Raw genomic sequence first — 26420 nt, 5'->3', positions numbered from 1 at the left:
CGGGTCAGTCCTCGGTCGACGTCTCGGGGGCGCCGTCGCCGGACAGCGCCCGCCACGCGGCCTCGGCGGCCTCCTGCTCGGCGGCCTTCTTCGTGCGGCCGGAGCCGCGGCCGCGCACGCCGCCGTCGAGGACGACCGCGGCGGTGAACGTCTTGGCGTGGTCGGGGCCGTCGTCCTCGACCACGTAGGTCGGCGCGCCCAGGCCGAGGGCGGCGCCGAGCTCCTGCAGGCTGGTCTTCCAGTCCAGGCCGGCGCCGCGGGTGGCGGCCTGGTCCAGGAGCGGGTCGAACAGCCGGTGCACGATGGCGGCCGCGACGTCCAGGCCGAGGCCGACGTGCACCGCACCGATCAGCGCCTCGACGGCGTCGGCGAGGATCGAGTCCTTCTCCCGGCCGCCGGTGGTCTCCTCACCGCGGCCGAGCAGCAGGTGCGGGCCCAGCCCCCCGGCGCCCAACCGCCGCGCCACCCCGGCCAGCGAGGTCATGTTGACCACCGAGGCCCGCAGCTTGGCCAGCCGGCCCTCGGGCAGCTCGGGGTGGCGCCGGTACAGCTCGTCGGTGACGACGAGGCCGAGCACCGAGTCGCCGAGGAACTCCAGGCGCTCGTTGGTGGGCAGCCCGCCGTTCTCGTAGGCGTAGGACCGGTGGGTCAGCGCCAACGCCAGCAGGCCGCCGGGCAACTCGACGCCGAGGGCGTCGCGGAGCCAGGCGGCCGACCGTTCGGCGTGCGCCTGCCCGGCCGGCGAGCAGCCCGGCACCCCACCCGGGGCGGGCGGGGTACCGGTGGCCGGCGTCGCCACGGCGGGACTCGGGGAGCTCAGACCGAGAGGACCTGACGGCCCTGGTACTGACCGCAGTTCGGGCAGGCCGTGTGCGGCGGCTTGAGCTCGCCACAGGCCCGGTTCGGGCACGGCGAGAGCGTGGGAGCGGACGCCTTCCACTGCGAGCGACGCATGCGGGTGTTGGCGCGGGACATCTTCCGCTTCGGGACGGCCACGGTCAGTTCTCCTCTGGGTTGCCCGGACCGGGGGTGCCCGGTCCGGAGTCGGAACGGTCGGCCTGCGAGGCGCCGAAGCGCCCCGCCAGTCCGGCCCAGCGCGGGTCGAGCACCTCGTGGGCGTGGTCGGCCGGCAGGTCGTCGAGCCGCTGCCCGCAGTCCACGCACAGCCCCGAGCAGTCCTCGGTGCAGGTGGGCGCCAGCGGCAGGCTGAGGACGACGAGGTCGCGGACCATCGGCTCGAGGTCGATGTGGTCGGCCTCGACGGTGCGGACCTCGTCCTCCTCGCTGGTGGCCTCGGTCGTGCTGCCCTCGTAGGCGAACAGCTCCTGGACGCCGAGCTCGAGGGTGTCCTCGACCGGCTCCAGGCAGCGGGCGCACGAGCCGGCGACGGGGACGTCGACGTCCCCGGAGACCAGCACGCCCTCCATCACCGACTCCAGCCGGAGCCGGAGGTGCACGTCGGCGCCCTCGGGGACGCCGATGAGCTCCACCCGCCAGTCCGCGGGAGCCGGGATCGTCCGCTCCAGCTCCTGCAGGGAGCCGGCCCGCCGGCCGAGTTCCCGCAGGTCCACGCGCCAGGGGTTGGCAGCGGGGCGCCGGGCGTCCGGGGACGCGGCGCCTGGGCGGGGCGGCTGAGCGGCAGGCATGTCGGTACTCGCGGTAGGCAGCGGGGAGGTGGCCGGCCGGGGCGCGGGGCCTTGAGGCGGTCGGACCGGAGGACCAGCCTACCCGATGCCCGGACGGCGCCGTCCGGGCCGACCGGGTGAGCCGACCCACCCGGCGGCGGCGGGACGGGGGTCGCCCCTCAGGACTCGCGCAGCGCGGAGCGGGCCTTCTCCACCGAGCGCAGCATCCGCTCCAGCGTGGTGCCGAAGTCGGCCAGCCGGGTGTCGACGTAGTCGTCGACCTCGGCCCGCATGCGGGCGGCGTCCGCGGTGCTCTGCGCGCCGAGCTCGTCGGCCCGGGCCAGCGCGCTGCGGTAGACCTCCGTCTCGCTGACCAGCTGTTCGTGCTCGGCCTGGGCGGTGGCGAGGACCTGCGCGTGCTGGGCCTGGGCGTCGGCCAGCACGGCCTCGCCGTGCTGCTGGGCCTCCGCGACGATCCGCTGGGCCTCCTCCTCGGCCTGCGCCAGCAGGTCCTCGGCCTCGGCCTGGGCGCGGGCGAGGAGCTCGTCGCGCTGCCGTCGGGCGGTGCCGAGGATCTCCTCGCGCTGCCGCCGGGCGGAGCCGACGACCTGCTCGCTCTCGCTGCGGGTGCGGCCGGTCAGCCGCTCGGCCTCGGCCTGGGCCTGCTGGAGGATCTCGGTGCGCTGCTCGACGATGGCGCCGGCCTTGTGCACCTCCTCGGGCAGGTTCTCGCGGAGGTCGTCGAGCAGGTCGAGCAGGACGTCGCGCGGGACGATGCAGGAGCCGCCGGACATCGGCACGTTGCGGGCGTTCTCGATGACGCTGCTCAGCTCGTCGACGGTCTCGTAGAGCCGGTACACGACCTCTGTCACGACGAAGAACCCCGATCCCGGTGGGCCAGCAGCCGCGCGTGCACGGCCTTGGGGACGAGGCTGGAGACGTCCCCGCCGAAGGTGGCGATCTGCTTGACCAGGCTCGACGACAGGTGCCCCACCTGCGGCGCGGTCGGCACGAAGAGCGTCTCCACGCCGGCCAGTTCGCGGTTCATCTGCGCCATCTGCAGCTCGTACTCGAAGTCGCTGACCGCCCGCAGCCCCTTGACGATCACCGGGATGTCGTGGTCGCGGCAGTAGTCGACCAGCAGGCCCTGGAAGCTGTCGACGGTCACGTTGTCCAGGCCGGCGACGGCGTCGCGGAGCAGCTCCATGCGCTCCTCGACGGTGAACAGCCCGGCCTTGCCGGGGTTGACCAGCACAGCGACGACCAGCTCGTCGTACAGCGCGGCCGCCCGCGTGATGACGTCGACGTGGCCGTTGGTGACCGGGTCGAACGAACCGGGGCAGACCGCACGCCTCACGGACAGCGACCGTACCGGAGCAGGGCCTCCCCGTAGCGACGGTCGCGCAGTCCGCGCAGCGGTGTCGGCCACTCCCACGGTTCCTCGCGGGCCGGGCGCTCGACCACGACCACGGCGTCCTCGGCCAGCCAGCCGCCCTCGACGAGCGCACCGAGGACGCCGAGGACCTGCACCGCCGGCGTGGCGTACGGCGGGTCGGCGAGCACCAGGTCGAAGCGGGCCGGCGGCGGCCCCGCCACGACGGTGGGCACCGAGCCCGCGACCACCCGGCCGCCGGGCAGGCCGACGGCGGCGAGGTTGGCCCTCAGCACCGGCAGCACGCGCGGCCCCGACTCGACGAAGACCACCTGCTGCGCGCCGCGGCTGAGCGCCTCCAGCCCGAGGGCGCCCGACCCGGCGTAGAGGTCCAGGACGGCGGCGCCCTCGACGTCCATGAGCGACGCGAGGCTGTTGAACAGGCCCTCGCGGGCGCGGTCACCGGTGGGCCGCACGCCAGACGGCGGCACCTTGAGCCGCCGCCCGCGGGCCACCCCGGAGATCACGCGGGTCACGGCGCCGTCAGGCCTTCTCGAGGTACTCGGCGCGCTCGTCGGTGGCCAGCGCGGCGACCTCCATCGCCAGGCCCGGGAAGTCGGCCAGGCCACCTCCGGTCGCCAGCAGCGCGGTCGCCTCGGCGCGGGCCTCGGCGATGAGCTCCTCGTCCTCCAGCAGCGACAGCAGCTTGATGCCCGAGCGGCGGCCGGACTGCGCGGCGCCGAGGACGTCGCCCTCGCGGCGGGTCTCCAGGTCCAGGCGGGCCAGCTCGAAGCCGTCGGAGGTGGACGCGACCGCGGCCAGTCGCTGACCGGTGGCCGAGGCGGTCGCCGCCTCGCTGACCAGCAGGCACAGCCCCTCGTGCTTGCCCCGCGCCACGCGGCCGCGCAGCTGGTGCAGCTGGCTGACGCCGAAGCGGTCGGCGTCCATCACGACCATGACCGTGGCGTTGGGGACGTCGACGCCGACCTCGACGACCGTGGTGGCGACGAGCACGTCGACGTCCCCCGCGGCGAAGGCCCGCATCCGGGCCTCCTTCTCCTCGGGCGTGAGCCGGCCGTGCAGCACCTCCAGCCGCAGCCCCGCCAGCGGCCCCTCGCGCAGCGCCTCGGCGACGTCGAGCACGGCCAGCGGCGGGCGCCGGTCCGACGCCGCCGCCTCCTCGGCGGGGGCGCCGTCGGCGTCCTCGGGCTCCTCGTCGGCACCGGCGTCCTCGCCGATGCGCGGGCAGACGACGTAGGCCTGCCGGCCGGCGGCCACCTCCTCGCGCAGCCGCTCCCAGGCCCGGTCCACCCAGGCCGGCTTCTCCCGCGCCGGGACCACCGAGCTGCGCACCCCGCCGCGCCCGCTGGGCAGCTGGCGCAGGGTGGAGGTCTCCAGGTCGCCGTAGACGGTCATCGCGACGGTGCGCGGGATGGGCGTGGCGGTCATGACCAGCACGTGCGGCGGCCGGTTGCCCTTGGCCCGCAGCGCGTCGCGCTGCTCGACGCCGAAGCGGTGCTGCTCGTCGACGACGACCAGGCCGAGGTCGGCGAACTCCACGGTCTCCTGCAGCAGCGCGTGCGTGCCGACGACGATGCCGGCGTGCCCCTCGGCGACCTCGGCGAGCGCCGCGCGGCGGGCGGCGGCCTTGAGCGAGCCGGTGAGCAGGGTGACCCGGGTGCCGGCGGGGTCGCCGTCGAGCTCGCCGGCACGGCCGAGCGGGCCCAGCAGCGCGCGGATGCCCCGGGCGTGCTGGGCGGCCAGCACCTCGGTCGGCGCCAGCAGCGCGGCCTGTCCGCCGGCGTCGACGACCTGCGCCATCGCCCGTAGCGCGACGACGGTCTTGCCCGACCCCACCTCGCCCTGCAGCAGCCGGTGCATCGGCTGCTCCCGGGACAACTCGGCCGACAGCTCCTCTCCCACGTCGCGCTGCCCCTCGGTGAGCGCGAACGGCAGTGCGGCGTCGACCGCGTCGAGCAGGCCGCCAGTGCGGCGCGGGCGGGCCACGCCGGGTTCGAGCGCCGCGGCCCGGCGCCGTCCGGCGAGGGTCAGCTGGAGGGTGAGCGCCTCGTCCCACTTGAGCCGGTGCTCGGCGTGCTCGACGTCCTCGGCCGAGGTCGGGCGGTGGATGTCGAGCAGCGCCGCGGCCAGGCTGGGCAGCCCGTGGCGGGCCCGGATCTCCTCGGGCAGCGGGTCGTCGACGAAGCCGAACCCGCCGCCGGCGTCGAGCAGCAGCCGCACCGAGCGCTGGATCACCCAGCTGGAGACGTCCTTGGTCGCCGGGTAGATCGGGATGAGCGCGCGCGCCCAGTCCTCGTCGTCGTCCCCGGTCATCAGGTGGCAGTCGGGGTGGGCGAACTGCTTGGAGTTGCGGTACTCGCCGACGGTGCCGGCGAACAGGCCCCAGGCACCCTCGACCAGGTTGGCGTGCCTGCGGTTGAAGAAGACCAGCTGCATGGAGCCCGCGCCGTCGCCGACGGTCACCTCGGTGAGCGTGCCCGGGCGGTTGCGCATCTTCCGCGTCGCGACCTTGCGCACCTGGGCGAGGACGGTGACGCGGTCGCCGACCTGGAGGTCCTCGAGCTTGGTCATCTCGCCGCGGCGGGCGTAGCGGCGCGGGTAGTGCCGCAGCAGGTCCCGGACGGTGTGCAGCGCCAGCTGCTCGCCCATCGCCTTCGCCGTCTTCGCCCCGAGCACCCGGTCCAGCCGGGTCGTCATGTCGACCGCCATCACTCCACCCCCACCTGGAGCGGGACCGCACCGGGCCCGTCGTCGTACCGGGTCACCTCGACCAGCGGGTGCGTCGCGGCCAGGTGGGCGCACACGGCGTCGCCGAGCGCCCGGTCGGGCCCGACGACGACGGTCACCAGCTCCCCGCCGGCCGAGAGCATCCGGTCGAGCAGCTCGCAGGAGACCCCGGCGAGGTCGCCGCCCACCAGCACCACGTCGCCCTCCGCGGAGCCGAGGACGTCCCCCCGCCGGCACGGCCCGGCACTGGTCAGCGCCTCCTGCTCGGCCACGGTGACGTCGGCCCAGCGGGTCGCCGCGGCCGCCTCGGCCATCGTGATGACGTCGTCGGAGAACCGGCGCGAGGGATCGGCGACGGCGATCGCGGCCAGGCCCTGCACCGGCGAGCGGGTCGGGACGACGGCCACGTCGCGGCCGGCCTCCCGGGCGCGCTCGGCGGCGCGGGCGGCCGGCGCGGTCAGCTCCGCGTCGTTGGGCAGGACGACGACCGTGGCGGCGGCCGACTCGATGACCGCGGCGAGCACGTCGTCCTCGGTGACGCCGTCCGGGCCGCACGGGACCACCCGGGCGCCCTCCCCCGCGAACAGCCCGGCCAGCCCGTCGCCGGCGACGATGGCGACCACCGCCCGCGCGCCGGGCACCGGGGCCGGCGGCGGCACCGGCGCGAGCGGGGTGACCGAGATGCGGTACGGCCGGCCGGCCTCGATGCCCGCCTCGATCGCGGCACCGACGTCGGCGGTGTGGACGTGCACGTTCCACTCGCGGCCCGACGGCGTGTCGACGCCGACCACCACCAGGCTGTCGCCGAGCGCGGCGAGCCGGTCGTGCAACCGGGCCACGGTCGCCTCGTCGCTGTCGGCCAGCAGGTACTGGACCTCGCTGCCGGGGCCGGCCGGGGGCTGGTGCGGCCGGTCGCCGCCGCGGTCGTGCGGGCGGGTGGGGGTGCGGACCAGCGGCGGGCGGGCCGGCTCGACCCCGGTCACCGTGGCGACCAGCGCGTCGAGGACCAGGCACAGCCCGGCCCCGCCGGCGTCGACGACACCGGCGTCGCGCAGCACGGCCAGCTGCCCCGGGGTCGCCTCGAGCGCCGTCCGGGCGCCGTCGGCTGCCGCCCGGACGACGTCGGCGAGCTCCCCGCGCCCCTCGGCGACCGCCGCCACCGCGGCCTCCCCGCCGGCGCGGGCCACGGTGAGGAAGGTGCCCTCCTCCGGGTCGGCGACCGCGGCGTAGGCGGCGTCGGCGGCCTTCTGCAGCGCCGCGGCGAACGTCGGGCCGTCGGCCGGTCCGGCGTCGGCGAGCTGGTCGGCCAGCCCGCGCAGGAGCTGCGCGAGGATCGTGCCGGAGTTGCCCCGGGCGCCGAGCACCGCGCCGCGGGCCAGCGGCGCCCACGCCGGCTCGCCCGCGCCGCGCTCCAGCTCGGCCAGCGCGGCCTGGGCGGTGAGCAGGAGGTTGGTGCCGGTGTCCCCGTCGGGGACGGGGAAGACGTTGAGGTCGTCGAGCCGGCTCCGGGACGCGGACAGGCCGGCGACCGCGGCTCGGCACCACTGACCGACCGCGGCGTCGTCGAGCGCCCGCAGCACGGCCGGAGGGTACCCACGCCGGCCGACAGGGCCCGGGCTGCGACCCGGCCCGGGAGGGCCGCGACGGTGGTCACCGACGGGCTGCGCGACGCCGGTGGCGGGAAGCGGTTAGACTGGTCGACGGTCTTGTGCGGGCGCGCTGCGCGCACCGCTCGTCTGAACGATTTCTCTGGGAGTGATCCGCCGTGGCTGCCGTGTGCGATGTCTGTGGCAAGGGGCCCGGTTTCGGTATGTCGGTGTCGCACTCGCACCGCCGCACGCCGCGCCGTTGGAACCCGAACATCCAGTCCGTGCGGGCGCTGGTCGCCCCCGGCAACCGTCGCCGGATCAACGCCTGCACCTCGTGCATCCGCGCCGGCAAGGTGGCCCGCGCCTGAACGCCGCGCGGCTGAGCTGAACGACCCGGCTCCGGCCGGGCAGGACCCCGGAGGTCAGCGACCTCCGGGGTCCTCTGCTGTTGACATCGCTGTCCTCCGGACAGCACCGCGGCCAGGAGTCGTCCCCGGCCGGCGCTGAGCCGCTGCCCGTGTCCCGGTCGGGGAGCCTTCGGCCCCCGCGACCGGTCCACCCGCAGCCTCGCGCCGTCCCCGGCGTCGACCGGGCTCCCGTCAGATCCCGCGCGCCCGAGCGGCGGTGACCACCAGGTCGACGACGGTGTCCAGCGGCAGCGCGGTGCTGTCGACGACCAGGTGGTACAGCGCCGCGGAGGCCGGGTCGCACCGGTAGAAGTGCCGCACGTAGGCCTCCCGCGCGGCGTCGTTGGCCGTCATCTCCCGCCGCACCTCCTCGCGCGGCCGGCCGCTGCGCGCCACCGCGGCCGCCAGCCGGCGCCCGGGCGGGCCGTCCAGGCGGACGTGCAGGGCGTCGGCGCGGTCCCCGAGGACCAGCGCCGCGGCGCGGCCGAGCACGACGCCGCCGGCACCGGCGGCGATCTCGCCGAGGACCCGCTCGGTCTGCTGCCGGAAGGCCCGCTCGTCGGGCACCTGGGTCACCGGCACCACGCCCCCGACCGGGTCGGGCATGGTGCCGAGGGAGGCGACCAGGCGCCACAGCCCGCGGGCGACCCGCTCGTCGTTGGCCTCGGCCTCGCTCAGCGGCACGCCCAGCCGGCCGGCGACCTGCGCCGGGATCGCCCGGTCGTGGAAGGTCAGCCCCAGCCGCTCGGCGACCGCGGGGCCCACGTCCGCGCCCCCGGCCCCGTAGGCGGCCGAGATCGTCACGATGCCCACGCCCGCTCCTCCCCTGCCGATGACGGCAGCTCCTTGCCCAGGAAGACCGCCCCCTGCGCCTCGGCGTAGACGCCGTAGCCGGCGACCGGTGTGTACCCCAGCGCGGCGTAGAGAGCCAGCGCCTCGGGCTGCCGGCTGCCCGAGTTGAGCACCACCGCCCGGTGCCCCGCCGCGGCCGCGGTGCGCTCCAGCTCGGCCATCAACAGCCGGGCCAGCCCGCCGCGGCGGAACGCCGGCTCGACGTAGACCCGCTTGACCTCGACCACGCCGTCGGCGTGCACCCGCCACGCGCCGCAGCCGGCGGGGACGCCGTCCACCTCGGCGACGAGGAACAGCCCGGCCGGGGGGACGAACTCCGCGGGGTCGACCACCGCCTCGTCCGGCCCGCCGTACCGGACGACGTACTCCTGCTGGACCCGCGCGACCAGCGCGCGGGCGACCGGGTCGTCGTAGCGCACCGCGCGCAGCACGGCCGGCTCACCGGAAGTGGACATGCCCGGTCCCTCCCGCGCCGACGGCCTCGGCCACCTCGGCGGCCGGGACGCCGTCCACCCGGACGCCCGCTGCTCCCGGCGCCTCGACGACCGACCCGATCGGCGTCCACCCCGCGGGCAGCGCCGTCCCCGCCGGGAAGGTGGCCAGCAGGGCGTGGTCCTCGCCGCCGGTGAGGACCCACGCCAGCGGGTCCCCGCCCAGCGCCGCGGCGACCTGCTGCAGCGGCCCGGGCGGCTCCAGCGTGGCCCGCACCAGCGCCGCGCGGTCGACGTCGACGACCACGCCGCTGTCGTCGGCCAGGTGCCCGGCGTCGGCGAGCAGCCCGTCACTGACGTCGCACATGGCCGTCGCGCCCGCGTCGGCCGCCGCCGGGCCCGCGGCGTACGGCACCGCCGGCCGGCGGTGCGCCGCGACCGCCGCCGCGGGGCTGGTGAACCCGCGCCGCAGCACCGCCAGCCCGCAGGCCGACCAGCCCAGGCGTCCGGCCAGGGCCAGTACGTCCCCCGGCCGGGCACCGGAGCGCAGCACGGGGGCCCGGCCGCCCAGGTCGCCCAGCGCGGTCACCGACAGGACGACGCCGTGGCTGTCCGGCGCCGAGGCGACGGTGTCACCGCCGACGACGGCCGCCCCCAGCGGCGCGCACTCCGCGGCCAGCCCGGTGGCCACCCCCTCCAGCCAGGCGGTCGAGGTGTCCGGCGGGCAGGCCAGCCCCACCAGGAGCGCCGTGGCGACCCCGCCCATCGCCGCGACGTCGGCGAGGTTGGCCGCCGCCGCCTTGTGCCCGACGTCCTCGGCCGACGACCAGTCCCGCCGGAAGTGCCGCCCCTCGACCAGGACGTCGGTGGTCGCCACCACCCGGCCGTCGGGGACGCGCAGCACCGCCGCGTCGTCCCCCGGGCCGACCTCGGCGACCCGCGCCGTGCCCGACCGGGACAGCACGCGGGCGATGACCCCGAACTCGCCGACGACCCGCACGCTGTCGGCCGGGTCCTCGCGGGGCACCAGGGGACGGGGACGAGTCACCGGTCACCCTCCCCCGCTGAGGTAGGTTGCCGAACTGTCCGCCCGCCGGTGCGGACGCCGCATCGGCAGCGCTGCCCGAGGAAAGGTCTCCCGTGGTCCACGCCTACATCCTCATCCAGACCGAAGTCGGCAAGGCCGCCCAGGTCGCGTCGACGATCAGCCAGATCTCGGGCGTGACCAAGGCCGAGGACGTCACGGGCCCCTACGACGTCATCGTGCGGGCGGAGGCCGAGACCGTCGACGAGCTGGGCCGCCTGGTGGTGGCGCGGGTGCAGTCGGTCGACGGCATCACCCGCACGCTGACCTGCCCCGTCGTCAACATCTGACAGCGCGCTGACCGAGACCTCCCCGCCCGACGGGCCGGCCCCCGAGAGGCCGCCGGCCCGTCCCGACGACCCGCTGCGGCGGATCTCCCTGCTCGTCGCGGCGGTCGCCGTCCCGCTGGTCGTCGTCCTGCTGGTGCTCACCCGGGTCCTCGGCGACGACGAGGGGGCCCCGGTCGCCGACGTCGAGGCGACCCCCTCGCAGGAGCGCGCGGACCTGCCGCCGCTGCCGGTGGAGGTCCCACCGGTCACCCCGGAGGCCGACGCGTCCTGCCCCGCGCTGATGAGCGCGCTGCCGCTGGAGCTGGCCGGGGAACCGTCCCGACCGGTGCAGTCCGACAGCCTCTTCGCCTACGCCTGGGGCGACCCGCCGGTCGTGCTGGTCTGCGGGGTGGACCGCCCGGCGGGGCTGGAGCCGACGTCGCCGCTGATCCAGATCAACGGCGTCAACTGGTTCGTCGACACCGGCGACCCCGACGTCGTCGTCTGGACCACGGTCGACCGCCCCGTCTTCGTGCAGGTCACCGTCACCGCCGACACCGACAGCGCGCCGGTCACCGCCCTCGGGCCGGTCATCAACGACGCGCTCCCGGCCCAGCAGCCCTGACCGGTCAGGACGGCGGCAGCCGCTCCAGCTGGGCCTCGACGACGGCGTGGACCTCCTGGGAGGCCGCGCCGACCGACCCGGCGACCGCGGTGACGCCGACGCTGTAGACGCCGTGGCCGCACCAGACCGACGCCGCGGGCCCGGACAGGCCCGACGCGGGCTCGGCCCGCTCCACGGTGAGCAGCCGGCAGCCGCCGGGCAGGCGCGGCGGGTCCTCCCGCAGCACGCCGTCGTAGCGCTCCGCCTCGTTCTCCGCGAGGTCGCGGGCGTAGTCGGCGGCGCCGGAGCGGGTGCCGAACTGGTTGACGAACACGCTGGTCACCGGGCCGGCTCCCGCGCTCCAGACCCGCTCCCAGCCGAACCGGTAGCCGTAGTCCTCCAGCACCTCGCGCTCCCGGTCGGGGTCGTCCCCGTAGGTGGCGACGTCCTCGGCCGACTTCTCCCCCGCCGGCGGCGTGAGGTCGCCGTCGGGGACCCGCGGCAGGCCGGAGGGGACGGCGGTCACCACCAGCGCCTCCAGCTCCTCCGGGGAGGACGGCGTCGGGTCGGCCGGCACCGCGGTGGCCGCGCCCTCCACGGGCGTGAGGCACCCGGAGAGCGCGGCGAGCAGCGCCGGCAGCAGGACGGCCCGCACCAGCCGGGCCGGCAGCGGCGCCGTCCCGACCGGCCGGGCCGCTCCCAGCGGGGTCACGCCCCCGCGCCGCCGTCCACGGCGGGGGCGACCGCCGGGCGGGCCGGGACGAGGGCGGCCGCGACGAGCCGGTCGACGAGCTCGGCGAAGCCCACGCCGGTCGCCGCCCACATCCGGGGGTACATCGAGATCGGGGTGAACCCGGGCAGCGTGTTCACCTCGTTGATGACGAGGCGGTCGGCGCCGTCCGGGCCGGTGCCGAGGAAGAAGTCGACCCGGGCCAGGCCCGCGCAGTCCATCGCCAGGTAGGCACGGCAGGCGGTCTCCTGGACCGCGCGCGTCTGCTCGGGCGTGAGCTGTGCGGGGACGTCGAACTCGGCGGCGTCCTCGAGGTACTTGGCGCTGAAGTCGTACCAGTCGGTGCCCGGCCGCAGCCGGATCTCGGCGGGCAGGCTGGCCTCGGGCGGCCCGCCGTCGCGGCCGGCCAGCACGCCGCACTCGATCTCCCGCCCGGGGACGGCGGCCTCGACGACGACCTTCGCGTCGACCGCGGCCGCGGTCGCCACGGCCGCGGGGAACTGCGCCCAGTCGGTGACCTTGCTGATCCCGATGCTCGACCCGGCCCGCGACGGCTTGACGAACACCGGCAGGCCCAGCCGCTCGCGGGCCGCGGCGTCGAGCACGTCCGGGTCGGCCGACAGCGCGCCGGTGGCGTCGCGCAGCACCACGTGGTCGCCCTGCGGCAGCCCGGCGGCGGCGAGCAGCTTCTTGGTGAACTCCTTGTCCATCGACGCCGCGCTGGCGAAGACGCCGGAGCCGACGTACGGGATCCCGCTCATCTCCAGCAGGCCCTGGATGGTGCCGTCCTCGCCGTAGGCGCCGTGCAGCACCGGGAAGACGACGTCGAGCTCGATCCGCGGGCCGCCGCCGTCGAGGCGGACCAGGCCCCGGCCGGCCGGGTCGCCGACCAGGGTGACCGCCGTCCCGCCGGTGACCTCGGGCAGCACGCCGTCGACGATGGCCGGGCGCACGTCGGGATCGGTCAGCACCCACCCGCCCTGGCGGGTGATGCCGACGGGGACGACGTCGTACCGGTCGGGGTCCAGGGCCGCGAGGACGGCCCCGGCGGAGACGCAGGAGATCGAGTGTTCCGCGCTGCGACCGCCGAAGACGACGGCGATGCGCAGCTTGCCGGCCTGTCCGCTCATCGCGGCCGACACTAGTGGAGCCGGTCGCGGCTCCCCCGGCGGCGGGCGGACCCGTGCGGCGGCGCCGCCGTCGGAGCGGTGTGGGAGCCTCGTCTGCGATGCGCGAGAACGTGGCCGCCCCGTCCGGCGGGGACCTCCCGGGGACGCCCGCCGGCGACGACGGAGCGGTCCACCCGCGTGGGCTGCGGCTGGCCGGCGCCGCCGTCCACCTCTACACCGCCAGCGGCTCGGTGCTCGCGCTGCTGATCGTGCTCGCGGCGTTCGACGGCAACGCGGTCACCGCGCTGTGGCTGGGCCTGGTGGCGCTGGTCGTCGACGGCACCGACGGGATGCTGGCCCGGCGCGCGCGGGTCAAGGAGACGATCCCCTGGTTCGACGGCGCCCGGCTCGACGACATCGTCGACTACCTGACCTACGCCTTCGCCCCCGTGGTGCTGCTGTGGACCACCGGCTCGCTGCCCGCCGGCGCCGCCGGGTGGGTCGTCGCGGCGCTGCCGCTGCTGGCCTCCAGCTACCAGTTCTGCCGGGTCGACGCGAAGACCGACGACCACACCTTCCTCGGGTTCCCCAGCTACTGGAACGTGGTCGCCTTCTACGCCGTCGTCCTGGACGTCGGGCCGACGACGATCGCTGTGGTCCTCGTCGTGTGCTCCGTGCTGGTGTTCGTGCCGGTGCGCTACCTGTACCCCTCGCGCACGCAGGTCCTGCAGGGGCTGAGCCTGGCGCTGACCGCCGTCTGGCTGGGCACCTACGCCCTGCTGCTGGTGCAGTACCCCGACCCGAACCTCCTGGTCGTCGCGCTGTCGCTGGGCTACCTCGGGTACTACGTGGCCGTGAGCCTGTGGCTGACCGCGCGGGCGGCGCACCGCCGCCGGCACGGGGAGCTGTCCGCCTCCGGCTGACCGCTCAGCGCGGGAACGGCGAGCGCAGCACCAGCTCCACGTTGCGGTCCTCCGGCCCGCCGGCCAGCCCGGCGTCCAGGCCGGCCCAGGGCACGTTGGCCGACAGCTCCCGGTGCAGCGACGCCAGCGCCGAGGGCGCCCGGGCCGCCGGGTCCAGCGGGGACGGCGGCCGGGCCGGGCTGTCGTGGTCGACCATCGTGCAGACCAGCGACAGCGTGCCGTCGCCGTTGTCGAGGAACTCCACCAGCCGCGCCTGCCCGGGCCAGTCGACGACCGCGCAGGTGGTGACCTCCCAGAAGCCCCGGCCGGCCTCCTCCGGGGAGGCCCACGGGCGCACCTCGCTGACGTGGGTGTGCCCGTTGAGCCACAGCACCACGTTGGGGAACCGGTGCAGCAGCGCGACCAGCTCGGGGCCGCCCAGGACGCCGGCGTCCGCGGCCGGACGCGGACGCCACGGGTCGTCGCGGTGCAGCGTGGAGTACCCGTGGTGGGAGATCACGACGACCAGCCGGTCGGGGTTGCCGGTGGCCACCCGGGTGCCGTCGGGCTCGACCACCACCGAGGAGACCTCGCGCAGCCGCTCCTCCAGCCAGCGCCCCTGGGCGGCGTCCAGCGAGCCGTCGCCGCCGCCGGTGACCCGGGTGGTGTCCAGGCACACCACGCGGACCCCGGGCAGGCCGTCCCACGCGTAGTAGGCGGTGCCGTCGCGCAGGTTGGCCTCGGTGAACCCGTGCCCGGCCGGCCGGCCGCCGTCGGCCAGGTGCGCGGCGACGAAGTCCCGGCGGTCGATGAACCGGCGCTGGGCCAGCGGGGTGACGGTGCGGGCCCCCGCGGTCGTGAAGACCTCCGAGGAGAGGGTGAACAGCCGCAGCGCGTCGTCCAGCGGCACGTCCGGGGCGAGCTCGACCGGCTTGCGGTCGGCGAGCAGCAGCCCCTCCAGGGCCGGGGTGGGGACGCCGACGCCGGCGATGAGCGCCTCGTGGTTGCCGTGGCAGCCCAGCCAGGGCAGGCGCAGCCCCTCCGCGGCGAACGACGCGAACGCCGCGGCGAGCAGCCCGGGCCGGTCGGGGAAGCCGTGGCGGGCCCGGTAGACGTCCGGCTCGGGGTCGTCCCCCTCGGGGCGCCAGAACAGGTCGTGCGGCCAGCCGGCGGCCTGCACGCCGTCGTAGGCCGACAGGCCCGCCCCCGGCCACACCGGCCCGCCGCGGAGGACGGCGAGGAAGAGCTCCAGCTCGTTCCACTGGGCGTTGTCGATCGCGTCCCCGGTGGTGACCACCACCTGCAGCGGGTGCCCGGTGCGCGGCCCGCCGGACAGCCCGTTGAGCGTGCGGACGAGCGCGTCCACCGCGTGCGCGGTGATCGCCTCCTGCGGCCGGTGCATCGGCACCAGCGCGCGCATCCGCGGGTCGGCGAAGTGCCCGTTGAAGAACTCGAAGCGGGCCGGGGAGCACACGTCGGCCAGCTGGACGTCGGTCACGTGCGCCAGGCAGGCCAGCGGCCGCACCCCGGTGCGCGGCGGCTCCCAGGTGGCGCCGACCAGCTCCCGGCGGGTGCGGTGCCGCTCCCCCGGGTGCCAGGCCAGCGCGTGGTAGTCGGTGTCGCGGCCACGGCGCAGCACCGGGCCGGCGCCGAGCACGCGCTCCAGCGTCGTGCGGCTCACCGGCGGTCGAGCGCGGCGGTGAGGTCGGCGACGAGGTCGGCGGTGTCCTCGATCCCGCAGGAGAGGCGGACGAAGCCCGGCGGGACGGCGTCCCCGCCCCACTGCGCCCGGCGGTCGACGGTGCTGTGCACCCCGCCGAAGCTGGTCGCCGCCGTCCACAGCCGGCTGCCGGCCAGCAGCCGCCGCACCGCGTCCTCGTCGGCCAGCTGCGCCGACAGCACCCCGTTCGGGCGCAGCATCTGCCGGGTGGCCAGGGCGTGCGACGGGTCGCCGGGACGCCACGGCCACCGGACGCCGGTCACCGCGGGGTGCGCCGCCAGCAGGTCGGCGACGGCCGCCGCGGTCGCGGCCTGGCGGGCCAGCCGCAGGTCCAGCGTGCTCATCGAGCGGTGCCCGAGCCACGCCTCGAACGGCCCCGGCGTGCCGCCGGTGTGGTCGCGGAAGGCCTTGAGCCGGGCCCACAGCTCGTCGTCGGTCGTGCTCACGTGGCCGAGCAGCAGGTCGCTGTGGCCGGTCAGCGCCTTGGTGTCGCTGCCGACGGTGAGGTCGGCGCCGAGCTCGAGCGGCCGCTGGCCGAGCGGGGTGGCGGTGGTGTTGTCCACGGCCAGGACGGCTCCGGCGGCGCGGGTGGCCCGGGCGACCGCGGCGATGTCGCAGACGTCCAGCTGCGGGTTGCTGGGGGTCTCCAGCAGGACCAGCCGGGCGCCCTCCAGGTCCCCGCGGGCGGCGACCGCCTCGATCGCGGGCGTGGGCACGTACTCGACGCGGACGCCGAGGCGCTCGAGCTCCTCGCGGGCGAGCAGCCGGGTCGTGTAGTAGCCGTCCGAGGGCAGCACCACGCGGTCCCCGGCCCGGGCCACGGCCAGCACCGCGGCGCTGACCGCGGCCATGCCGGTGGCGAAGGACAGGCAGCGGCCGCCGTCGAGCTCCCCGACGGCGGCCTCGAAGACCCGCAGCGTCGGGTGCTCGGTGCGCGCGTAGGCGTCGGCGCCGCCGGCCCGCGGGGGCTGGTCGCCGAGGTGGTACGGGGCGGCGAAGACCGGCGAGGGCCGCAGCGGCGCACCGGGGACGGTCTCGGTCTCGCCGGCCCGGACCGACCGGGTGCCGTCCCCCCAGGCGGGCTCGGTCACCCGGGCTCCGCCCTCGGTCGGCTCGGTCACTCGGGCTTCGCTTCCCGGGACATGATCTCCTTCACCATCTGCGCCGCCGGCACGTTCTCGTGGCACACCCGGACGACCGCCTCGGTGAGCGGCATGTCGACCCCGTGCGCGCCGGCCAGGTCGAGCACCGGGCGGCAGCTCTTGACGCCCTCGGCGACCTGGCGGGTGGTCTGCTGGACCTCCTCCAGCGTCATCCCACGCCCCAGCTTCTCCCCGAACGTGCGGTTGCGCGACAGCGGCGAGCTGCAGGTGGCGACCAGGTCGCCGAGGCCGGCCAGCCCGGCGAACGTGGTCGGCTCCGCGCCGAGGGCGGCGCCCAGGCGGGCGGTCTCGGCCAGCCCGCGGGTGATCAGCGAGGCGCGGGTGTTGTCCCCGAACCCCATCCCCTCGGTGATGCCGCAGGCCAGCGCGATGACGTTCTTCACCGCCCCGCCGATCTCGCAGCCGACCAGGTCGCGGTTGGTGTACGGCCGCAGGTAGGGGGTGTGACAGGCGGCCTGGACCTGCGCCGCGCGCTCGTGGTCGGCGCAGGCGATGACCGTCGCGGCGGGCTGCTCCTCGGCGATCTCCCGCGCCAGGTTGGGGCCCGACAGCGCCGCCACCCGGTCCGCGCCGGCGCCGGTGACCTCGCAGATGACCTGGCTCATCCGCTTGGTGGTGCCGAGCTCGATGCCCTTCATCAGCGACAGCAGCACCGCGTCGTCGGGCAGCAGCGGCGTCCACTCGGTGAGGTTGTCCCGCAGCGACTGCGAGGGGACGGCGAGGACGACGATCTCGGCGTCCTGCAGCGCCTCCTCGGCGTCCGCGGTGGCCCGCAACCGCCCGGGCAGCCGGATGCCGGGCAGGTAGTCCGGGTTCTCCCGCGTCTCGGTGATCACCCGCGCCAGCTCCGGCCGCCGGGCGTGCAGGGTGACCGAGCAGCCGGCGTCGGCGAGCACCTTGCCGAACGTCGTCCCCCAGGAACCGGCGCCGAGGACCGCCGCTCGCGTCACGCGGCGCTCCCCGGCAGGTCGCCGGGCAGGCGGCGCTGCGGGCGCGGCGCGAACGTCGCCGGGGCCGGCTCGCCGCGCAGCTCGGCCAGCTGGTCGCGGACGGCGGCCATCATCCGCTCGGTGACCTCGCGCAGCAGGTCCGCGGTGAGGGGCCGGCCGGCGCGGACCTCGGCGCGCAGCTCCTCGAGGTCCAGCGGCTCGCCGACCAGGTAGTCGGTCGGCACCCGCAGCCGCAGGTGCAGCTTCTTGGCGTGGTAGTCGTGCAGCCGCTGCGGCCCCCACTGGGCCACCGGCAGCACCACCGCGTCGGTGCTCAGGGCCAGCCGGGCCACGCCGGTGCGGGCCTCCATCGGCCACCAGTCGGGGTCGCGGGTGACCGAGCCCTCCGGGTAGATGACGACGACGTTGCCCCGGGCGAGGTCGTCCTCCGCCGCGGTCAGCGAGCTGCGCGCGTCGGCCGAGCCGCGGGACACCGGGATCTGCCCGGCGCTGCGCAGGATCCTCCCGACCACGCCCTTGAAGACCGACGCCTTCGCCAGGAAGTGCGGGACGCGGCCGCAGTCCCACACCAGCCGGGCGCACGCCAGCGGGTCGAGGACCGAGACGTGGTTGGCGACCACGATCACCGGCCCGGTGCGCGGGAACCGCTCGGTGTGCCGGTAGCGCAGCCGGAACAGCAGGGAGACCAGCGGGTAGACCAGCACGACGCACAGCCACAGCGCCGGGGGGATCCGCCCGCGCGTGCGCCACCGCGCCGGCGGGCCTCCCGGTCGGTGCGTGGTCCCCGGGGACCGGTCCTGGCTCACCGGCACCCTCCCTCCTGCCGCTCCCGTGGCCTGCCGCCGCGGGATGGGATCTGCGCCCATGATCGGGCCTGGCCCGGTCCCCGCGCTGCACGGGGTCCTCGTGCGGAGAACCGGGCCCCGCTCCCGGCGGGTGTGGTCACATGGGACCCGTGTCCCGGTGGTCGGTCGTCGTCCCGGCGAAACGGCTCGCCGTCGCCAAGACCCGGCTGACCCCGCTGACCGACTCGCTCGGCGGTCCGCCGGGCGCCGCGCACGCCGAGCTGGTGCTGGCGCTGCTGGCCGACACGGTCGCGGCCGCGCTCGCCTCGGCCGCGGTCGCCGACGTCCTGGTGGTCACCGACGAGCCGCGGTCGGCCGCGCTGGTGACCGCGCTGGGCGCCCGTACCGTGCCCGACCAGCCCGACCGCGGCCTGAACCCCGCTCTCGCCCACGGCGCCCGCGCCACCGGCAGCCGCTCCGTCGCGGCGCTGTCCTCCGACCTGCCCGCGCTGCGCCCCGACGAGCTGACCGCCGCGCTGACCGCGGCCGGGGCGGCGCCGCGCTGCCTGGTCACCGACGCGCAGGGCACCGGGACGACGCTGCTGACCGCCGCCGGCGTGGACCTGGCCCCCGCGTTCGGGGCCGGGTCGGCCGAGCGGCACCGCGAGGGCGGCGCGGTCGAGCTCACCGGGCGGTGGCCGGGGCTGTCCCGGGACGTGGACACGCCGGCCGACCTGGCCGCGGCCGTGGCCCTGGGGGTGGGGCCCCGCACCGGCGCCCTGCTGGCCAGGACCGCCTGCTGCCTGTGACCGTTGCCTGCCGTTCACCTTGCTGCGGCACGATGACCGCGTGCCCTCCACCCGATCCGGCGCGCCGTCCGACCGGTACATCAACCGCGAGCTGTCCTGGCTCGACTTCAACGCCCGCGTCCTCGAACTGGCCGAGGACGACTCCCTGCCGCTCCTGGAACGGGTGAAGTTCCTCGCGATCTTCGCGAGCAACCTCGACGAGTTCTACATGGTGCGGATCGCCGGGCTGAAGCGCCGGCAGAGCACCGGGCTGACGGTCCGCTCCCCCGACGGGCTGACCATCCGCGAGCAGCTGGCGCGGGTGACCGAGCGGACCCGCGAGCTGGTGCACCGGCACGGCGACGTCTTCACCAAGGACATCACCCCGCGGCTGGAGGACGCCGGGATCCGCATCGTGCACTGGGACGAGCTGGCCGACGTCGAGGCCAAGCGGCTGCGCGAGTACTTCCGCGACCAGGTGTTCCCGGTGCTCACCCCGCTCGCCGTCGACCCGGCGCACCCGTTCCCCTACATCAGCGGGCTCTCGCTGAACCTCGCCGTCTCGGTGCGCGACCCCGACACGGGCGCGCCGCGCTTCGCCCGGCTCAAGGTGCCCAACAACGTGCCGCGGTTCGTGCCGGTGGGGGCGGTCGACTCCGAGGCGACCTTCCTGCCGCTCGAGGACCTCATCGCCGCGCACCTGCCGCAGCTGTTCCCCGGCCTCGACGTGCTCGACCACCACCTGTTCCGGGTCACCCGCAACGCCGACCTCGAGGTCGAGGAGGACCGCGACGAGGACCTGCTCCAGGCCCTCGAGCGCGAGCTGGCCCGCCGCCGCTTCGGCCCGGCGGTGCGGCTGGAGGTCGCCGAGTCGATGGACCCCCGGATCCTCCAGGTGCTGATCAACGAGCTGGAGGTCGACAAGGAGGACGTCGTCCAGGTGCCCGGCCTGCTCGACCTGGCCGCGCTGTGGGCGCTGGTCGACCTCGACCGGCCGGAGCTCAAGGACGAGCCGTTCGTCCCGGCCACCCACCCCCGGCTGTCGGAGGGCGAGACGCCCAAGAGCGTGTTCGCCACGCTGCGCGAGGGCGACGTGCTCGTCCACCACCCGTACCAGTCGTTCGCGACCAGCGTGCAGCGGTTCATCGAGCAGGCCGCCGCCGACCCGAACGTCCTGGCGATCAAGCAGACGCTCTACCGCACCTCCGGCGACTCCCCGATCGTCAACGCCCTCATCGACGCGGCCGAGGCCGGCAAGCAGGTCGTCGTCCTCGTCGAGATCAAGGCCCGCTTCGACGAGGAGGCCAACATCAGCTGGGCCCGCTCGCTGGAGCGTGCCGGCTGCCACGTGGTCTACGGACTGGTCGGGCTGAAGACGCACTGCAAGACGGCGCTCGTGGTGCGCCGCGAGGGCGGCGTCATCCGCCGCTACTGCCACATCGGCACGGGCAACTACAACCCGAAGACCGCCCGCCTCTACGAGGACCTCGGCATCCTCACCGCCGACCCGCGGGTGGGCGCCGACCTCACCGACCTGTTCAACACCCTCACCGGGTACTCGCGCCAGACGACCTACCGCCGGTTGATGGTGGCGCCGCACGGGGTCCGCGCCGGGCTGGTGGAGAAGATCCGCCGGGAGGCCCGCCACGCCCGTGAGGGCCGCCCGGCCGGCATCCGGATCAAGGTGAACTCGCTGGTCGACGAGCAGGTGATCGACGCGCTGTACGAGGCGTCGGCGGCCGGTGTGCCGGTGGAGCTGTTCATCCGCGGCATCTGCTCGCTGCGCCCCGGCGTCCCGGGCCTGTCCGAGAACGTGCGGGTGCGGTCGATCGTCGGCCGGTTCCTGGAGCACTCGCGGGTGATGAACTTCCGCAACGCCGGCGAGGGCGAGTGGTGGATCGGCAGCGCCGACCTCATGCACCGCAACCTCGACCGCCGGGTGGAGGTGCTGCTGCAGGTCTGCGACGAGCAGGCGCACCGCACGCTGGAGGACGTCTTCGACCAGGCGATGGCCGACGACGTCCGCTGCTGGGAGCTGGGGGCCGACGCGACCTGGACCCGCCGGGAGGGCCGGGACTACCAGGCGGGGCTCATGGCCATGGCCGCCGAGCACGCGAACGGCGCGGGGTGATGGTCGTCCGGGCAGCGGGCGGGGCGCTGTGGCGGCCGGCCCGTGACGGGGCCATCGAGACGGCGGTGGTGCACCGGCCCAAGTACGACGACTGGTCGCTGCCCAAGGGCAAGCTCGACGCCGGCGAGCACGCGCTGACCGCCGCCGCCCGGGAGGCCGTCGAGGAGACCGGGCTGGACGTCGTCGCGGGCCGGCGCAGCGTGCGCACCGAGTACGAGGTCCCCGAGGGCACCAAGCGCGTGGACTACTGGCTGATGCGGGTGGTCGGTGGGGAGTTCGTGCCCAACTCCGAGGTCGACGAGCTGCGCTGGCTGTCCCTGGACGACGCCGGGGCGCTGGTGAGCCACGACGCCGACCGTGCGGTGCTGGCCGACCTCGCGCGCACCGACGTCCCCCGCGAGCCGGCGCTGCTGCTGGTGCGGCACGGCCGGGCCGGGGACAAGTCGGAGTGGGACGGCCCCGACGAGCTGCGCCCCCTGGACGGCAAGGGACGACGGCAGGCCGCGCGGCTGGCCCAGGTGCTGCCGCTGTTCGGCCCGACGGCGGTGCTGTCGGCCCGGCCCACGCGCTGCCGGGAGACGGTGGAGCCCCTGGCCGAGCGACTGGGGCTCGCCGTCGAGGACTGCCCGGAGCTGGGCGAGGAGGAGTTCTCCGCCGACCCCGAGGCGGGCCTCGCGGTCGTGGAGCGGCTGCTCGGGTCGCCCGGGGTCACCGTCGTCTGCAGCCAGGGCGGGGCCATCCCGTCGGTGCTGCTCGACCTGGGTGTGCGCTGGGCCGGGGCGGCCGGGCGGCTGCACCCGCCGGCTGCCAAGGGCAGCACCTGGGCCCTCGGCAGCCGGCCGGGCGCGCTGGCCGCGGACTACTACCGCGACTTCGACCCCGACTCCGACTCCGACGACAGCGCCCCCCGCTGAGGTCCCTGAGGGGCAGAAGTGGCCACTTGTGCCCCTCAGGGACGGGTCACGCGGGGAGGGCGGGCTGCGCCTTCGGCAGCCAGGGCTTGCGGCCGGCCTCGTAGGCCTCGATCTCGGCCAGGTGCCGCTCGGTCAGGCCGACGTCGTCGAGGCCCTCCAGCAGCCGCCAGCGGGTGTAGTCGTCGATCTCGAACGGCACGGTGACGCCCGCGTAGCGGACCTCCTTGGCCTGCAGGTCGACGGTCACCTCGAGGGTGGGGTCGGCCTCGATCGCCTTCCACAGCGCCTCGACGTCGGCCTGCGGCAGCAGCACGGTGAGCAGCCCGGCCTTGGTCGAGTTGTTGCGGAAGATGTCGGCGAACCGCGAGCTGATGACCACGCGGAACCCGCCGTCCATCAGCGCCCAGACGGCGTGCTCGCGGGACGAGCCGGTGCCGAAGTCCGGACCGGCCACCAGGACCGAGGCGTTGGCGTACTCCGGCTTGTTGAGCACGAACTCCGGCTCGTTGGTGCGCCAGGCGACGAACAGGCCGTCCTCGAACCCGGTGCGGGTGATCCGCTTGAGGTACTCGGCCGGGATGATCTGGTCGGTGTCGACGTTGGTCCGCCGCAGCGGGGCCGCGGTGCCGGTGTGGGTGGTGAAGGCTTCCATTGACTCGGACTTCCTGTCTGGGGCGGCGGGGCGGGTGGTCAGACCGTCTCGAGGCGGGCGGCGTCGTCCAGGTCGGCCGGGGCGGTGAGCTTGCCGGTGATCGCGGTGGCCGCGGCGACGGCGGGGCTGACCAGGTGGGTGCGGCCGCCCTTGCCCTGACGGCCCTGGAAGTTGCGGTTGCTCGTGGAGGCCGAGCGCTCCCCCGGCTTGAGCTGGTCGGGGTTCATGCCCAGGCACATCGAGCAGCCCGCGCCGCGCCACTCGGCGCCGGCCTCGACGAAGACCTGGTCCAGGCCCTCCGCCTCGGCCTGCGCCTTGACGGCCACCGACCCCGGGACGACGAGCATCCGGGTGTGCGCGTCGACCTTCTTGCCGCGCAGCAGCTCGGCGGCGACCCGCAGGTCCTCGATCCGGCCGTTGGTGCACGAGCCCAGGAAGACGGTGTCGACCTCGATCTCGCGCAGCGGGGTGCCCGGGGTCAGGCCCATGTAGGCCAGCGCGCCCTCGACGTCACGCCGGTCGTTCTCGTCGGCGAAGTCGGCCGGGTCGGGCACCCGCTCGGCGATCGGCAGGCCCTGGCCGGGGTTGGTGCCCCAGGTGACGAAGGGCGTCAGGGACGCCGCGTCGATGTGCACCTCGCGGTCGAAGACGGCGTCCTCGTCGGTGCGCAGCGTCCGCCAGTACTCGACGGCGGCGTCCCAGTCGGCGCCCTTCGGGGCGTGCGGCTTGTCCTGCAGGAACGCGAAGGTGGTCTCGTCCGGGGCGATCAGCCCGGCCTTGGCGCCGGCCTCGATCGACATGTTGCAGATCGTCATCCGGGCCTCCATCGACAGCTTCTCGATGGCGCTGCCGCGGTACTCGATGACGTGGCCCTGGCCGCCGCCGGTGCCGATCTGGGCGATGACGGCCAGGATGACGTCCTTGGCGGACACACCCGGCGGCAGCTCGCCGTCGACGGTGACCGCCATCTGCTTGGGCCGGTACTGCGGCAGCGTCTGCGTGGCCAGCACGTGCTCGACCTCGCTGGTGCCGATGCCGAAGGCCAACGCGCCGAACGCCCCGTGGGTGGAGGTGTGGCTGTCACCGCAGACGATCGTCATGCCCGGCTGGGTGAGGCCCAGCTGCGGGCCGATGACGTGCACGATGCCCTGGTCGCGGTCGCCCATCGGGGCCAGCCGGATGCCGAACTCGGCGGCGTTGCGGCGCAGCGCCTCGACCTGCGCGCGGCTGACCGGGTCGGCGATGGGCTTGAGGATGTCCAGCGTCGGGACGTTGTGGTCCTCGGTCGCCATCGTGAGGTCCGGACGGCGGACGGTGCGGCCGGCCGCCCGGAGGCCGTCGAACGCCTGGGGGCTGGTCACCTCGTGCACGAGGTGCAGGTCGATGAAGAGCAGGTCCGGCTCACCCGCGGCGCTGCGCACGACGTGGGCGTCGTAGACCTTCTCCGCCAGGGTCTTCGGCACGGTGGGGTCCCTCCTGGGTGCGGTCTCGCTGCGGCCTGCTGGCCATCCCATGCAGTGGGATGCGAGTATTGCTGTGTGGGACAGCCTAACCCCGTTGCCGTGCTGGACAAAGCAGTGGCCATCCTCCGCGCCGTCGCCGCCGAGCCCGCGACCCTCGCCGAGCTGGTCGAGCGCACGGGGCTGCCCCGTGCGACCGCGCACCGGCTGGCCGTCGCGCTGGAGGGCCACCGCCTGGTCCGCCGCACGACGGCCGGGGCGTGGGCGCCCGGACCGGGCCTGGCCGAACTGGGGCGGGGCACCGCCGACCTCGCCGAGGTGGCCGGCCGGCACCTGGCCACACTGCGCGACCAGAGCGGGGAGAGCGCGCAGTTCTACGTGCGCGACGGCGCCACCCGGGTGTGCGTGGCCGCCGCCGAGCGGTCCCACGGGCTGCGCGACACCGTCCCCGTCGGAGCACGGCTGCCCATGACCGCCGGCTCCGCGGCGCACGCGCTGCTGGCCTTCGCGCCGGCCGACGAGGTCACCCCGCTGCTGCCGGCCGCGAGCTTCACCGCGCGCACGCTGCTCGACGTCCGCCGGCGGGGCTGGGCGCACAGCATCGCCGAGCGCGAGCCCGGCGTGGCGTCGCTGTCGGCACCGGTGCGCGACGCCGCCGGCGGGGTGCTGGGTGCGGTCTCGATCTCCGGGCCGGTGGAGCGGCTGGGCCGCCGTCCGGCCCCGGAGATCGTCGGCGCCGTGCTGGAGGCGGCCGGCGCCATCTCCCGCGCCGCCCGCTGAGAGCCCCGCCGCCCGCTGAGAGCCCCGCCGTCCGCACCCACCGCCGTCCGCACCCACCCCCCGCAGTTGATCATGGGCTTGTGGTCGGCACCCGCGGCGTGTCGTCGCGCGTCCCCTGCACCAAGCCCATGATCAACGCGGAGGAGGGGTTCTCCGGGGGCGCGGGCGGGCGTACACACCTGTCATGAGCCTCACCGATGTGTCCGCCCGGGGCCGCTTCCGCATCGCCGAGCCCGGGGAGGGCATCGGCCTGGACGAACTGGCGCTGGCCACGCGCAACCACGGCATGCCGCTGGAGGCGCTGCGCTACGACGTCACCCCGCCGGGGCTGCACTACGTGCTCACCCACTACGACATCCCGGCGGTCGACCCCGCCGGCTGGCGGCTGGAGGTCGGCGGCGCGGTCGAGCGGCCGCTGTCGCTGGACCTCGACGACCTGCGCGCCCGGCCGGAGGTCACCTCTCGCGTGCTGCTGGAGTGCGCCGGCAACGGCCGCGCCCGGCTCGAGCCCCGGCCGGTCAGCCAGCCCTGGCTGCTGGAGGCGGTCGGCTCCGCGGAGTGGACCGGCACGCCGCTGGCTCCTCTCCTCGAGGAGGCGGGCCTGCGACCGGACGCCGTCGACGTCGCCTTCACCGGCGCCGACCACGGGCTCGAGCGCGGTGTCGAGCAGGACTACGCGAGGAGCCTGCCGCTGACCGAGGCGCTGCGACCCGACGTCCTGCTGGTGTGGGCGATGAACGGGGCCCCGCTGCCGCCCCAGCACGGCGCTCCCCTGCGACTGGTGGTCCCCGGCTGGTACGGCATGGCCCAGGTGAAGTGGCTGACCCGCATCGACGTGCTCGACCGCCCCTTCGACGGCTTCCAGAACGCCACGGCCTACCGGCTCAAGGTGGACGCCGACGACGAGGGCGAGCCGGTGACCCGCATCGCCCCGCGGGCGCTGATGACCCCGCCCGGCTTCCCCGACTTCATGACCCGGGAGCGGTTCTGCCGCCCGGGGCCGGTGACGCTGATCGGGCGCGCCTGGTCCGGCCGGGCGCCGGTGACCTCCGTGGAGGTCAGTCCCGACGGCGGGACGAGCTGGCTGCAGGCCGACCTGGCGCCCCCGGACCCGGCGCACCCCTACGCCTGGCGCGCCTGGGTGCTGCCGTGGACCGCCGAGCCGGGCAACTACGAGTTCGTCGTCCGCGCCTCCGACGAGGCCGGGCCGCAGCCGACCGAGCAGCCGTGGAACCGGCAGGGCATGGCGAACAACCTCGTGCAGCGGGTGCCGGTCACCGTGCTGGGATGACCCGGATCCGCCTTCGCACGCGGCCCCGTCCAGGGCACCGCCGCGAGCCTGCGAGCGGTGGGTG

At 75.8% G+C, this 26420-nt stretch carries 28 protein-coding genes; 9 read left to right on the top strand and 19 right to left on the bottom strand.

Going from position 1 to position 26420, the window contains the following annotated elements; all coding sequences use genetic code 11:
• Nucleotides 1-4 precede the first annotated feature (4 nt).
• From rnc to ACI789_RS05395, 8 genes are all read right to left on the bottom strand, one after another.
• Complete coding sequence (gene rnc, locus ACI789_RS05430; protein WP_457007065.1) at nucleotides 5-799, bottom strand: ribonuclease III; 795 nt, start codon at nucleotides 797-799, stop codon at nucleotides 5-7.
• 17 nt (nucleotides 800-816) lie between these two features.
• Nucleotides 817-996, bottom strand: coding sequence for a 50S ribosomal protein L32 (gene rpmF / locus ACI789_RS05425; protein WP_456917647.1), 180 nt, complete (start codon nucleotides 994-996; stop codon nucleotides 817-819).
• Between the two features lie 2 nt (nucleotides 997-998).
• Entirely contained in the window at nucleotides 999-1571 is a 573-nt protein-coding gene (locus ACI789_RS05420; RefSeq protein WP_456917648.1) for a YceD family protein, read from the bottom strand.
• 233 nt (nucleotides 1572-1804) lie between these two features.
• Nucleotides 1805-2497, bottom strand: a complete 693-nt coding sequence (locus tag ACI789_RS05415) for a hypothetical protein (RefSeq protein WP_457007064.1) — start codon at nucleotides 2495-2497, stop codon at nucleotides 1805-1807.
• On the bottom strand, nucleotides 2494-2982 hold the full coding sequence (gene coaD / locus ACI789_RS05410) for a pantetheine-phosphate adenylyltransferase (RefSeq protein ID WP_456917650.1): 489 nt from the start codon (nucleotides 2980-2982) through the stop codon (nucleotides 2494-2496). The genes ACI789_RS05415 and coaD overlap by 4 nt, the downstream gene beginning before the upstream one ends.
• Nucleotides 2979-3533: a 16S rRNA (guanine(966)-N(2))-methyltransferase RsmD gene (rsmD, locus tag ACI789_RS05405; RefSeq protein ID WP_457007063.1), complete on the bottom strand. Its 555-nt coding sequence runs from the start codon at nucleotides 3531-3533 to the stop codon at nucleotides 2979-2981. Before rsmD ends, coaD begins: the two co-directional genes overlap by 4 nt.
• 7 nt (nucleotides 3534-3540) lie before the next feature.
• Nucleotides 3541-5727 carry an ATP-dependent DNA helicase RecG gene (gene recG, locus ACI789_RS05400; protein ID WP_457007062.1) on the bottom strand — a complete coding sequence of 729 codons (2187 nt, stop codon included), beginning with the start codon at nucleotides 5725-5727 and terminating at the stop codon, nucleotides 3541-3543.
• Nucleotides 5727-7325, bottom strand: coding sequence for a DAK2 domain-containing protein (locus tag ACI789_RS05395; protein WP_457007061.1), 1599 nt, complete (start codon nucleotides 7323-7325; stop codon nucleotides 5727-5729). The genes recG and ACI789_RS05395 overlap by 1 nt, the downstream gene beginning before the upstream one ends.
• A gap of 185 nt (nucleotides 7326-7510) precedes the next feature.
• On the opposite strand from ACI789_RS05395, the gene rpmB reads away from it, so the two are divergent.
• Nucleotides 7511-7702: a 50S ribosomal protein L28 gene (gene rpmB / locus ACI789_RS05390; RefSeq protein WP_457007060.1), complete on the top strand. Its 192-nt coding sequence runs from the start codon at nucleotides 7511-7513 to the stop codon at nucleotides 7700-7702.
• Between the two features lie 231 nt (nucleotides 7703-7933).
• On the opposite strand, the gene ACI789_RS05385 is transcribed toward rpmB, so the two are convergent.
• The 3 genes from ACI789_RS05385 to ACI789_RS05375 are packed head-to-tail and all read right to left on the bottom strand — an operon-like array spanning nucleotide 7934 to nucleotide 10072.
• Nucleotides 7934-8554: a cytidylate kinase-like family protein gene (locus ACI789_RS05385; RefSeq protein WP_456917655.1), complete on the bottom strand. Its 621-nt coding sequence runs from the start codon at nucleotides 8552-8554 to the stop codon at nucleotides 7934-7936.
• Nucleotides 8542-9048, bottom strand: coding sequence for a GNAT family N-acetyltransferase (locus ACI789_RS05380; RefSeq protein WP_457007059.1), 507 nt, complete (start codon nucleotides 9046-9048; stop codon nucleotides 8542-8544). Before ACI789_RS05380 ends, ACI789_RS05385 begins: the two co-directional genes overlap by 13 nt.
• A complete protein-coding gene (locus ACI789_RS05375; protein ID WP_457007058.1) occupies nucleotides 9032-10072 on the bottom strand; it encodes a thiamine-phosphate kinase in 1041 nt (346 codons plus the stop codon). Before ACI789_RS05375 ends, ACI789_RS05380 begins: the two co-directional genes overlap by 17 nt.
• A 92-nt stretch (nucleotides 10073-10164) precedes the next feature.
• Between ACI789_RS05375 and ACI789_RS05370 the strand changes: the two genes are divergently transcribed.
• Complete coding sequence (locus ACI789_RS05370; protein WP_135140864.1) at nucleotides 10165-10398, top strand: Lrp/AsnC ligand binding domain-containing protein; 234 nt, start codon at nucleotides 10165-10167, stop codon at nucleotides 10396-10398.
• 7 nt (nucleotides 10399-10405) lie between these two features.
• Nucleotides 10406-11002, top strand: a complete 597-nt coding sequence (locus ACI789_RS05365) for a DUF3515 domain-containing protein (protein WP_457007133.1) — start codon at nucleotides 10406-10408, stop codon at nucleotides 11000-11002.
• Nucleotides 11003-11006: 4 nt separating this feature from the next.
• Here ACI789_RS05365 and ACI789_RS05360 read toward each other — a convergent pair whose 3' ends face one another.
• Complete coding sequence (locus ACI789_RS05360) at nucleotides 11007-11693, bottom strand: hypothetical protein (protein ID WP_457007057.1); 687 nt, start codon at nucleotides 11691-11693, stop codon at nucleotides 11007-11009.
• Complete coding sequence (locus tag ACI789_RS05355) at nucleotides 11690-12841, bottom strand: D-alanine--D-alanine ligase family protein (protein ID WP_457007056.1); 1152 nt, start codon at nucleotides 12839-12841, stop codon at nucleotides 11690-11692. The genes ACI789_RS05360 and ACI789_RS05355 overlap by 4 nt, the downstream gene beginning before the upstream one ends.
• A gap of 98 nt (nucleotides 12842-12939) precedes the next feature.
• On the opposite strand from ACI789_RS05355, the gene ACI789_RS05350 reads away from it, so the two are divergent.
• A complete protein-coding gene (locus tag ACI789_RS05350) occupies nucleotides 12940-13743 on the top strand; it encodes a CDP-alcohol phosphatidyltransferase family protein (RefSeq protein WP_457007055.1) in 804 nt (267 codons plus the stop codon).
• Nucleotides 13744-13747: 4 nt separating this feature from the next.
• Here ACI789_RS05350 and ACI789_RS05345 read toward each other — a convergent pair whose 3' ends face one another.
• Genes ACI789_RS05345 through ACI789_RS05330 form a run of 4 tightly spaced genes read right to left on the bottom strand, consistent with a single transcriptional unit; the run spans nucleotide 13748 to nucleotide 18361 of the window.
• Complete coding sequence (locus ACI789_RS05345; RefSeq protein ID WP_457007054.1) at nucleotides 13748-15403, bottom strand: TIGR03767 family metallophosphoesterase; 1656 nt, start codon at nucleotides 15401-15403, stop codon at nucleotides 13748-13750.
• Nucleotides 15400-16533 (bottom strand): cystathionine gamma-lyase, encoded by a 1134-nt coding sequence (locus tag ACI789_RS05340; protein ID WP_457007053.1) that lies wholly within the window; start codon nucleotides 16531-16533, stop codon nucleotides 15400-15402. Before ACI789_RS05340 ends, ACI789_RS05345 begins: the two co-directional genes overlap by 4 nt.
• A gap of 26 nt (nucleotides 16534-16559) precedes the next feature.
• On the bottom strand, nucleotides 16560-17555 hold the full coding sequence (locus tag ACI789_RS05335; protein WP_457007052.1) for an NAD(P)H-dependent glycerol-3-phosphate dehydrogenase: 996 nt from the start codon (nucleotides 17553-17555) through the stop codon (nucleotides 16560-16562).
• The gene (locus tag ACI789_RS05330) at nucleotides 17552-18361 is read right to left on the bottom strand and encodes a lysophospholipid acyltransferase family protein (RefSeq protein ID WP_457007051.1); all 810 of its coding nucleotides are present in this window, start codon (nucleotides 18359-18361) and stop codon (nucleotides 17552-17554) included. The genes ACI789_RS05335 and ACI789_RS05330 overlap by 4 nt, the downstream gene beginning before the upstream one ends.
• 140 nt (nucleotides 18362-18501) lie before the next feature.
• Here ACI789_RS05330 and cofC point away from each other — a divergent pair, with 140 nt between their 5' ends.
• The 3 genes from cofC to ACI789_RS05315 are packed head-to-tail and all read left to right on the top strand — an operon-like array spanning nucleotide 18502 to nucleotide 22173.
• Nucleotides 18502-19149 carry a 2-phospho-L-lactate guanylyltransferase gene (gene cofC, locus ACI789_RS05325; protein ID WP_457007050.1) on the top strand — a complete coding sequence of 216 codons (648 nt, stop codon included), beginning with the start codon at nucleotides 18502-18504 and terminating at the stop codon, nucleotides 19147-19149.
• A gap of 40 nt (nucleotides 19150-19189) precedes the next feature.
• Entirely contained in the window at nucleotides 19190-21259 is a 2070-nt protein-coding gene (locus ACI789_RS05320; protein WP_457007049.1) for an RNA degradosome polyphosphate kinase, read from the top strand.
• Complete coding sequence (locus ACI789_RS05315; RefSeq protein ID WP_457007048.1) at nucleotides 21259-22173, top strand: NUDIX hydrolase; 915 nt, start codon at nucleotides 21259-21261, stop codon at nucleotides 22171-22173. Before ACI789_RS05320 ends, ACI789_RS05315 begins: the two co-directional genes overlap by 1 nt.
• A 46-nt stretch (nucleotides 22174-22219) precedes the next feature.
• Here the strand turns inward: ACI789_RS05315 and leuD are convergent, their stop codons facing one another.
• Nucleotides 22220-22825 carry a 3-isopropylmalate dehydratase small subunit gene (gene leuD, locus ACI789_RS05310; protein WP_457007047.1) on the bottom strand — a complete coding sequence of 202 codons (606 nt, stop codon included), beginning with the start codon at nucleotides 22823-22825 and terminating at the stop codon, nucleotides 22220-22222.
• 38 nt (nucleotides 22826-22863) lie between these two features.
• A complete protein-coding gene (gene leuC / locus ACI789_RS05305) occupies nucleotides 22864-24288 on the bottom strand; it encodes a 3-isopropylmalate dehydratase large subunit (RefSeq protein WP_457007046.1) in 1425 nt (474 codons plus the stop codon).
• 99 nt (nucleotides 24289-24387) lie between these two features.
• Here leuC and ACI789_RS05300 point away from each other — a divergent pair, with 99 nt between their 5' ends.
• The gene (locus ACI789_RS05300; RefSeq protein ID WP_457007045.1) at nucleotides 24388-25065 is read left to right on the top strand and encodes an IclR family transcriptional regulator; all 678 of its coding nucleotides are present in this window, start codon (nucleotides 24388-24390) and stop codon (nucleotides 25063-25065) included.
• A gap of 184 nt (nucleotides 25066-25249) precedes the next feature.
• Nucleotides 25250-26356 carry a sulfite oxidase gene (locus ACI789_RS05295; RefSeq protein ID WP_457007044.1) on the top strand — a complete coding sequence of 369 codons (1107 nt, stop codon included), beginning with the start codon at nucleotides 25250-25252 and terminating at the stop codon, nucleotides 26354-26356.
• Nucleotides 26357-26420: the final 64 nt, after the last annotated feature.

This window comes from Geodermatophilus sp. SYSU D00965, assembly GCF_054050075.1.
This window is presented reverse-complemented; position numbering and strand designations above follow the sequence as displayed.

Excerpts from the sequence above, each read along its gene's own strand:
- ACI789_RS05315 (WP_457007048.1), top strand. The coding sequence starts at position 21,259 with ATGGTCGTCCGGGCAGCGGGCGGGGCGCTGTGGCGGCCGGCCCGTGAC.
- leuD (WP_457007047.1), bottom strand. The coding sequence starts at position 22,825 with ATGGAAGCCTTCACCACCCACACCGGCACCGCGGCCCCGCTGCGGCGG.
- ACI789_RS05295 (WP_457007044.1), top strand. The coding sequence starts at position 25,250 with ATGAGCCTCACCGATGTGTCCGCCCGGGGCCGCTTCCGCATCGCCGAG.
- ACI789_RS05355 (WP_457007056.1), bottom strand. The coding sequence starts at position 12,841 with ATGAGCGGACAGGCCGGCAAGCTGCGCATCGCCGTCGTCTTCGGCGGT.
- ACI789_RS05350 (WP_457007055.1), top strand. The coding sequence starts at position 12,940 with ATGCGCGAGAACGTGGCCGCCCCGTCCGGCGGGGACCTCCCGGGGACG.
- ACI789_RS05380 (WP_457007059.1), bottom strand. The coding sequence starts at position 9,048 with ATGTCCACTTCCGGTGAGCCGGCCGTGCTGCGCGCGGTGCGCTACGAC.
- recG (WP_457007062.1), bottom strand. The coding sequence starts at position 5,727 with ATGGCGGTCGACATGACGACCCGGCTGGACCGGGTGCTCGGGGCGAAG.
- cofC (WP_457007050.1), top strand. The coding sequence starts at position 18,502 with ATGGGACCCGTGTCCCGGTGGTCGGTCGTCGTCCCGGCGAAACGGCTC.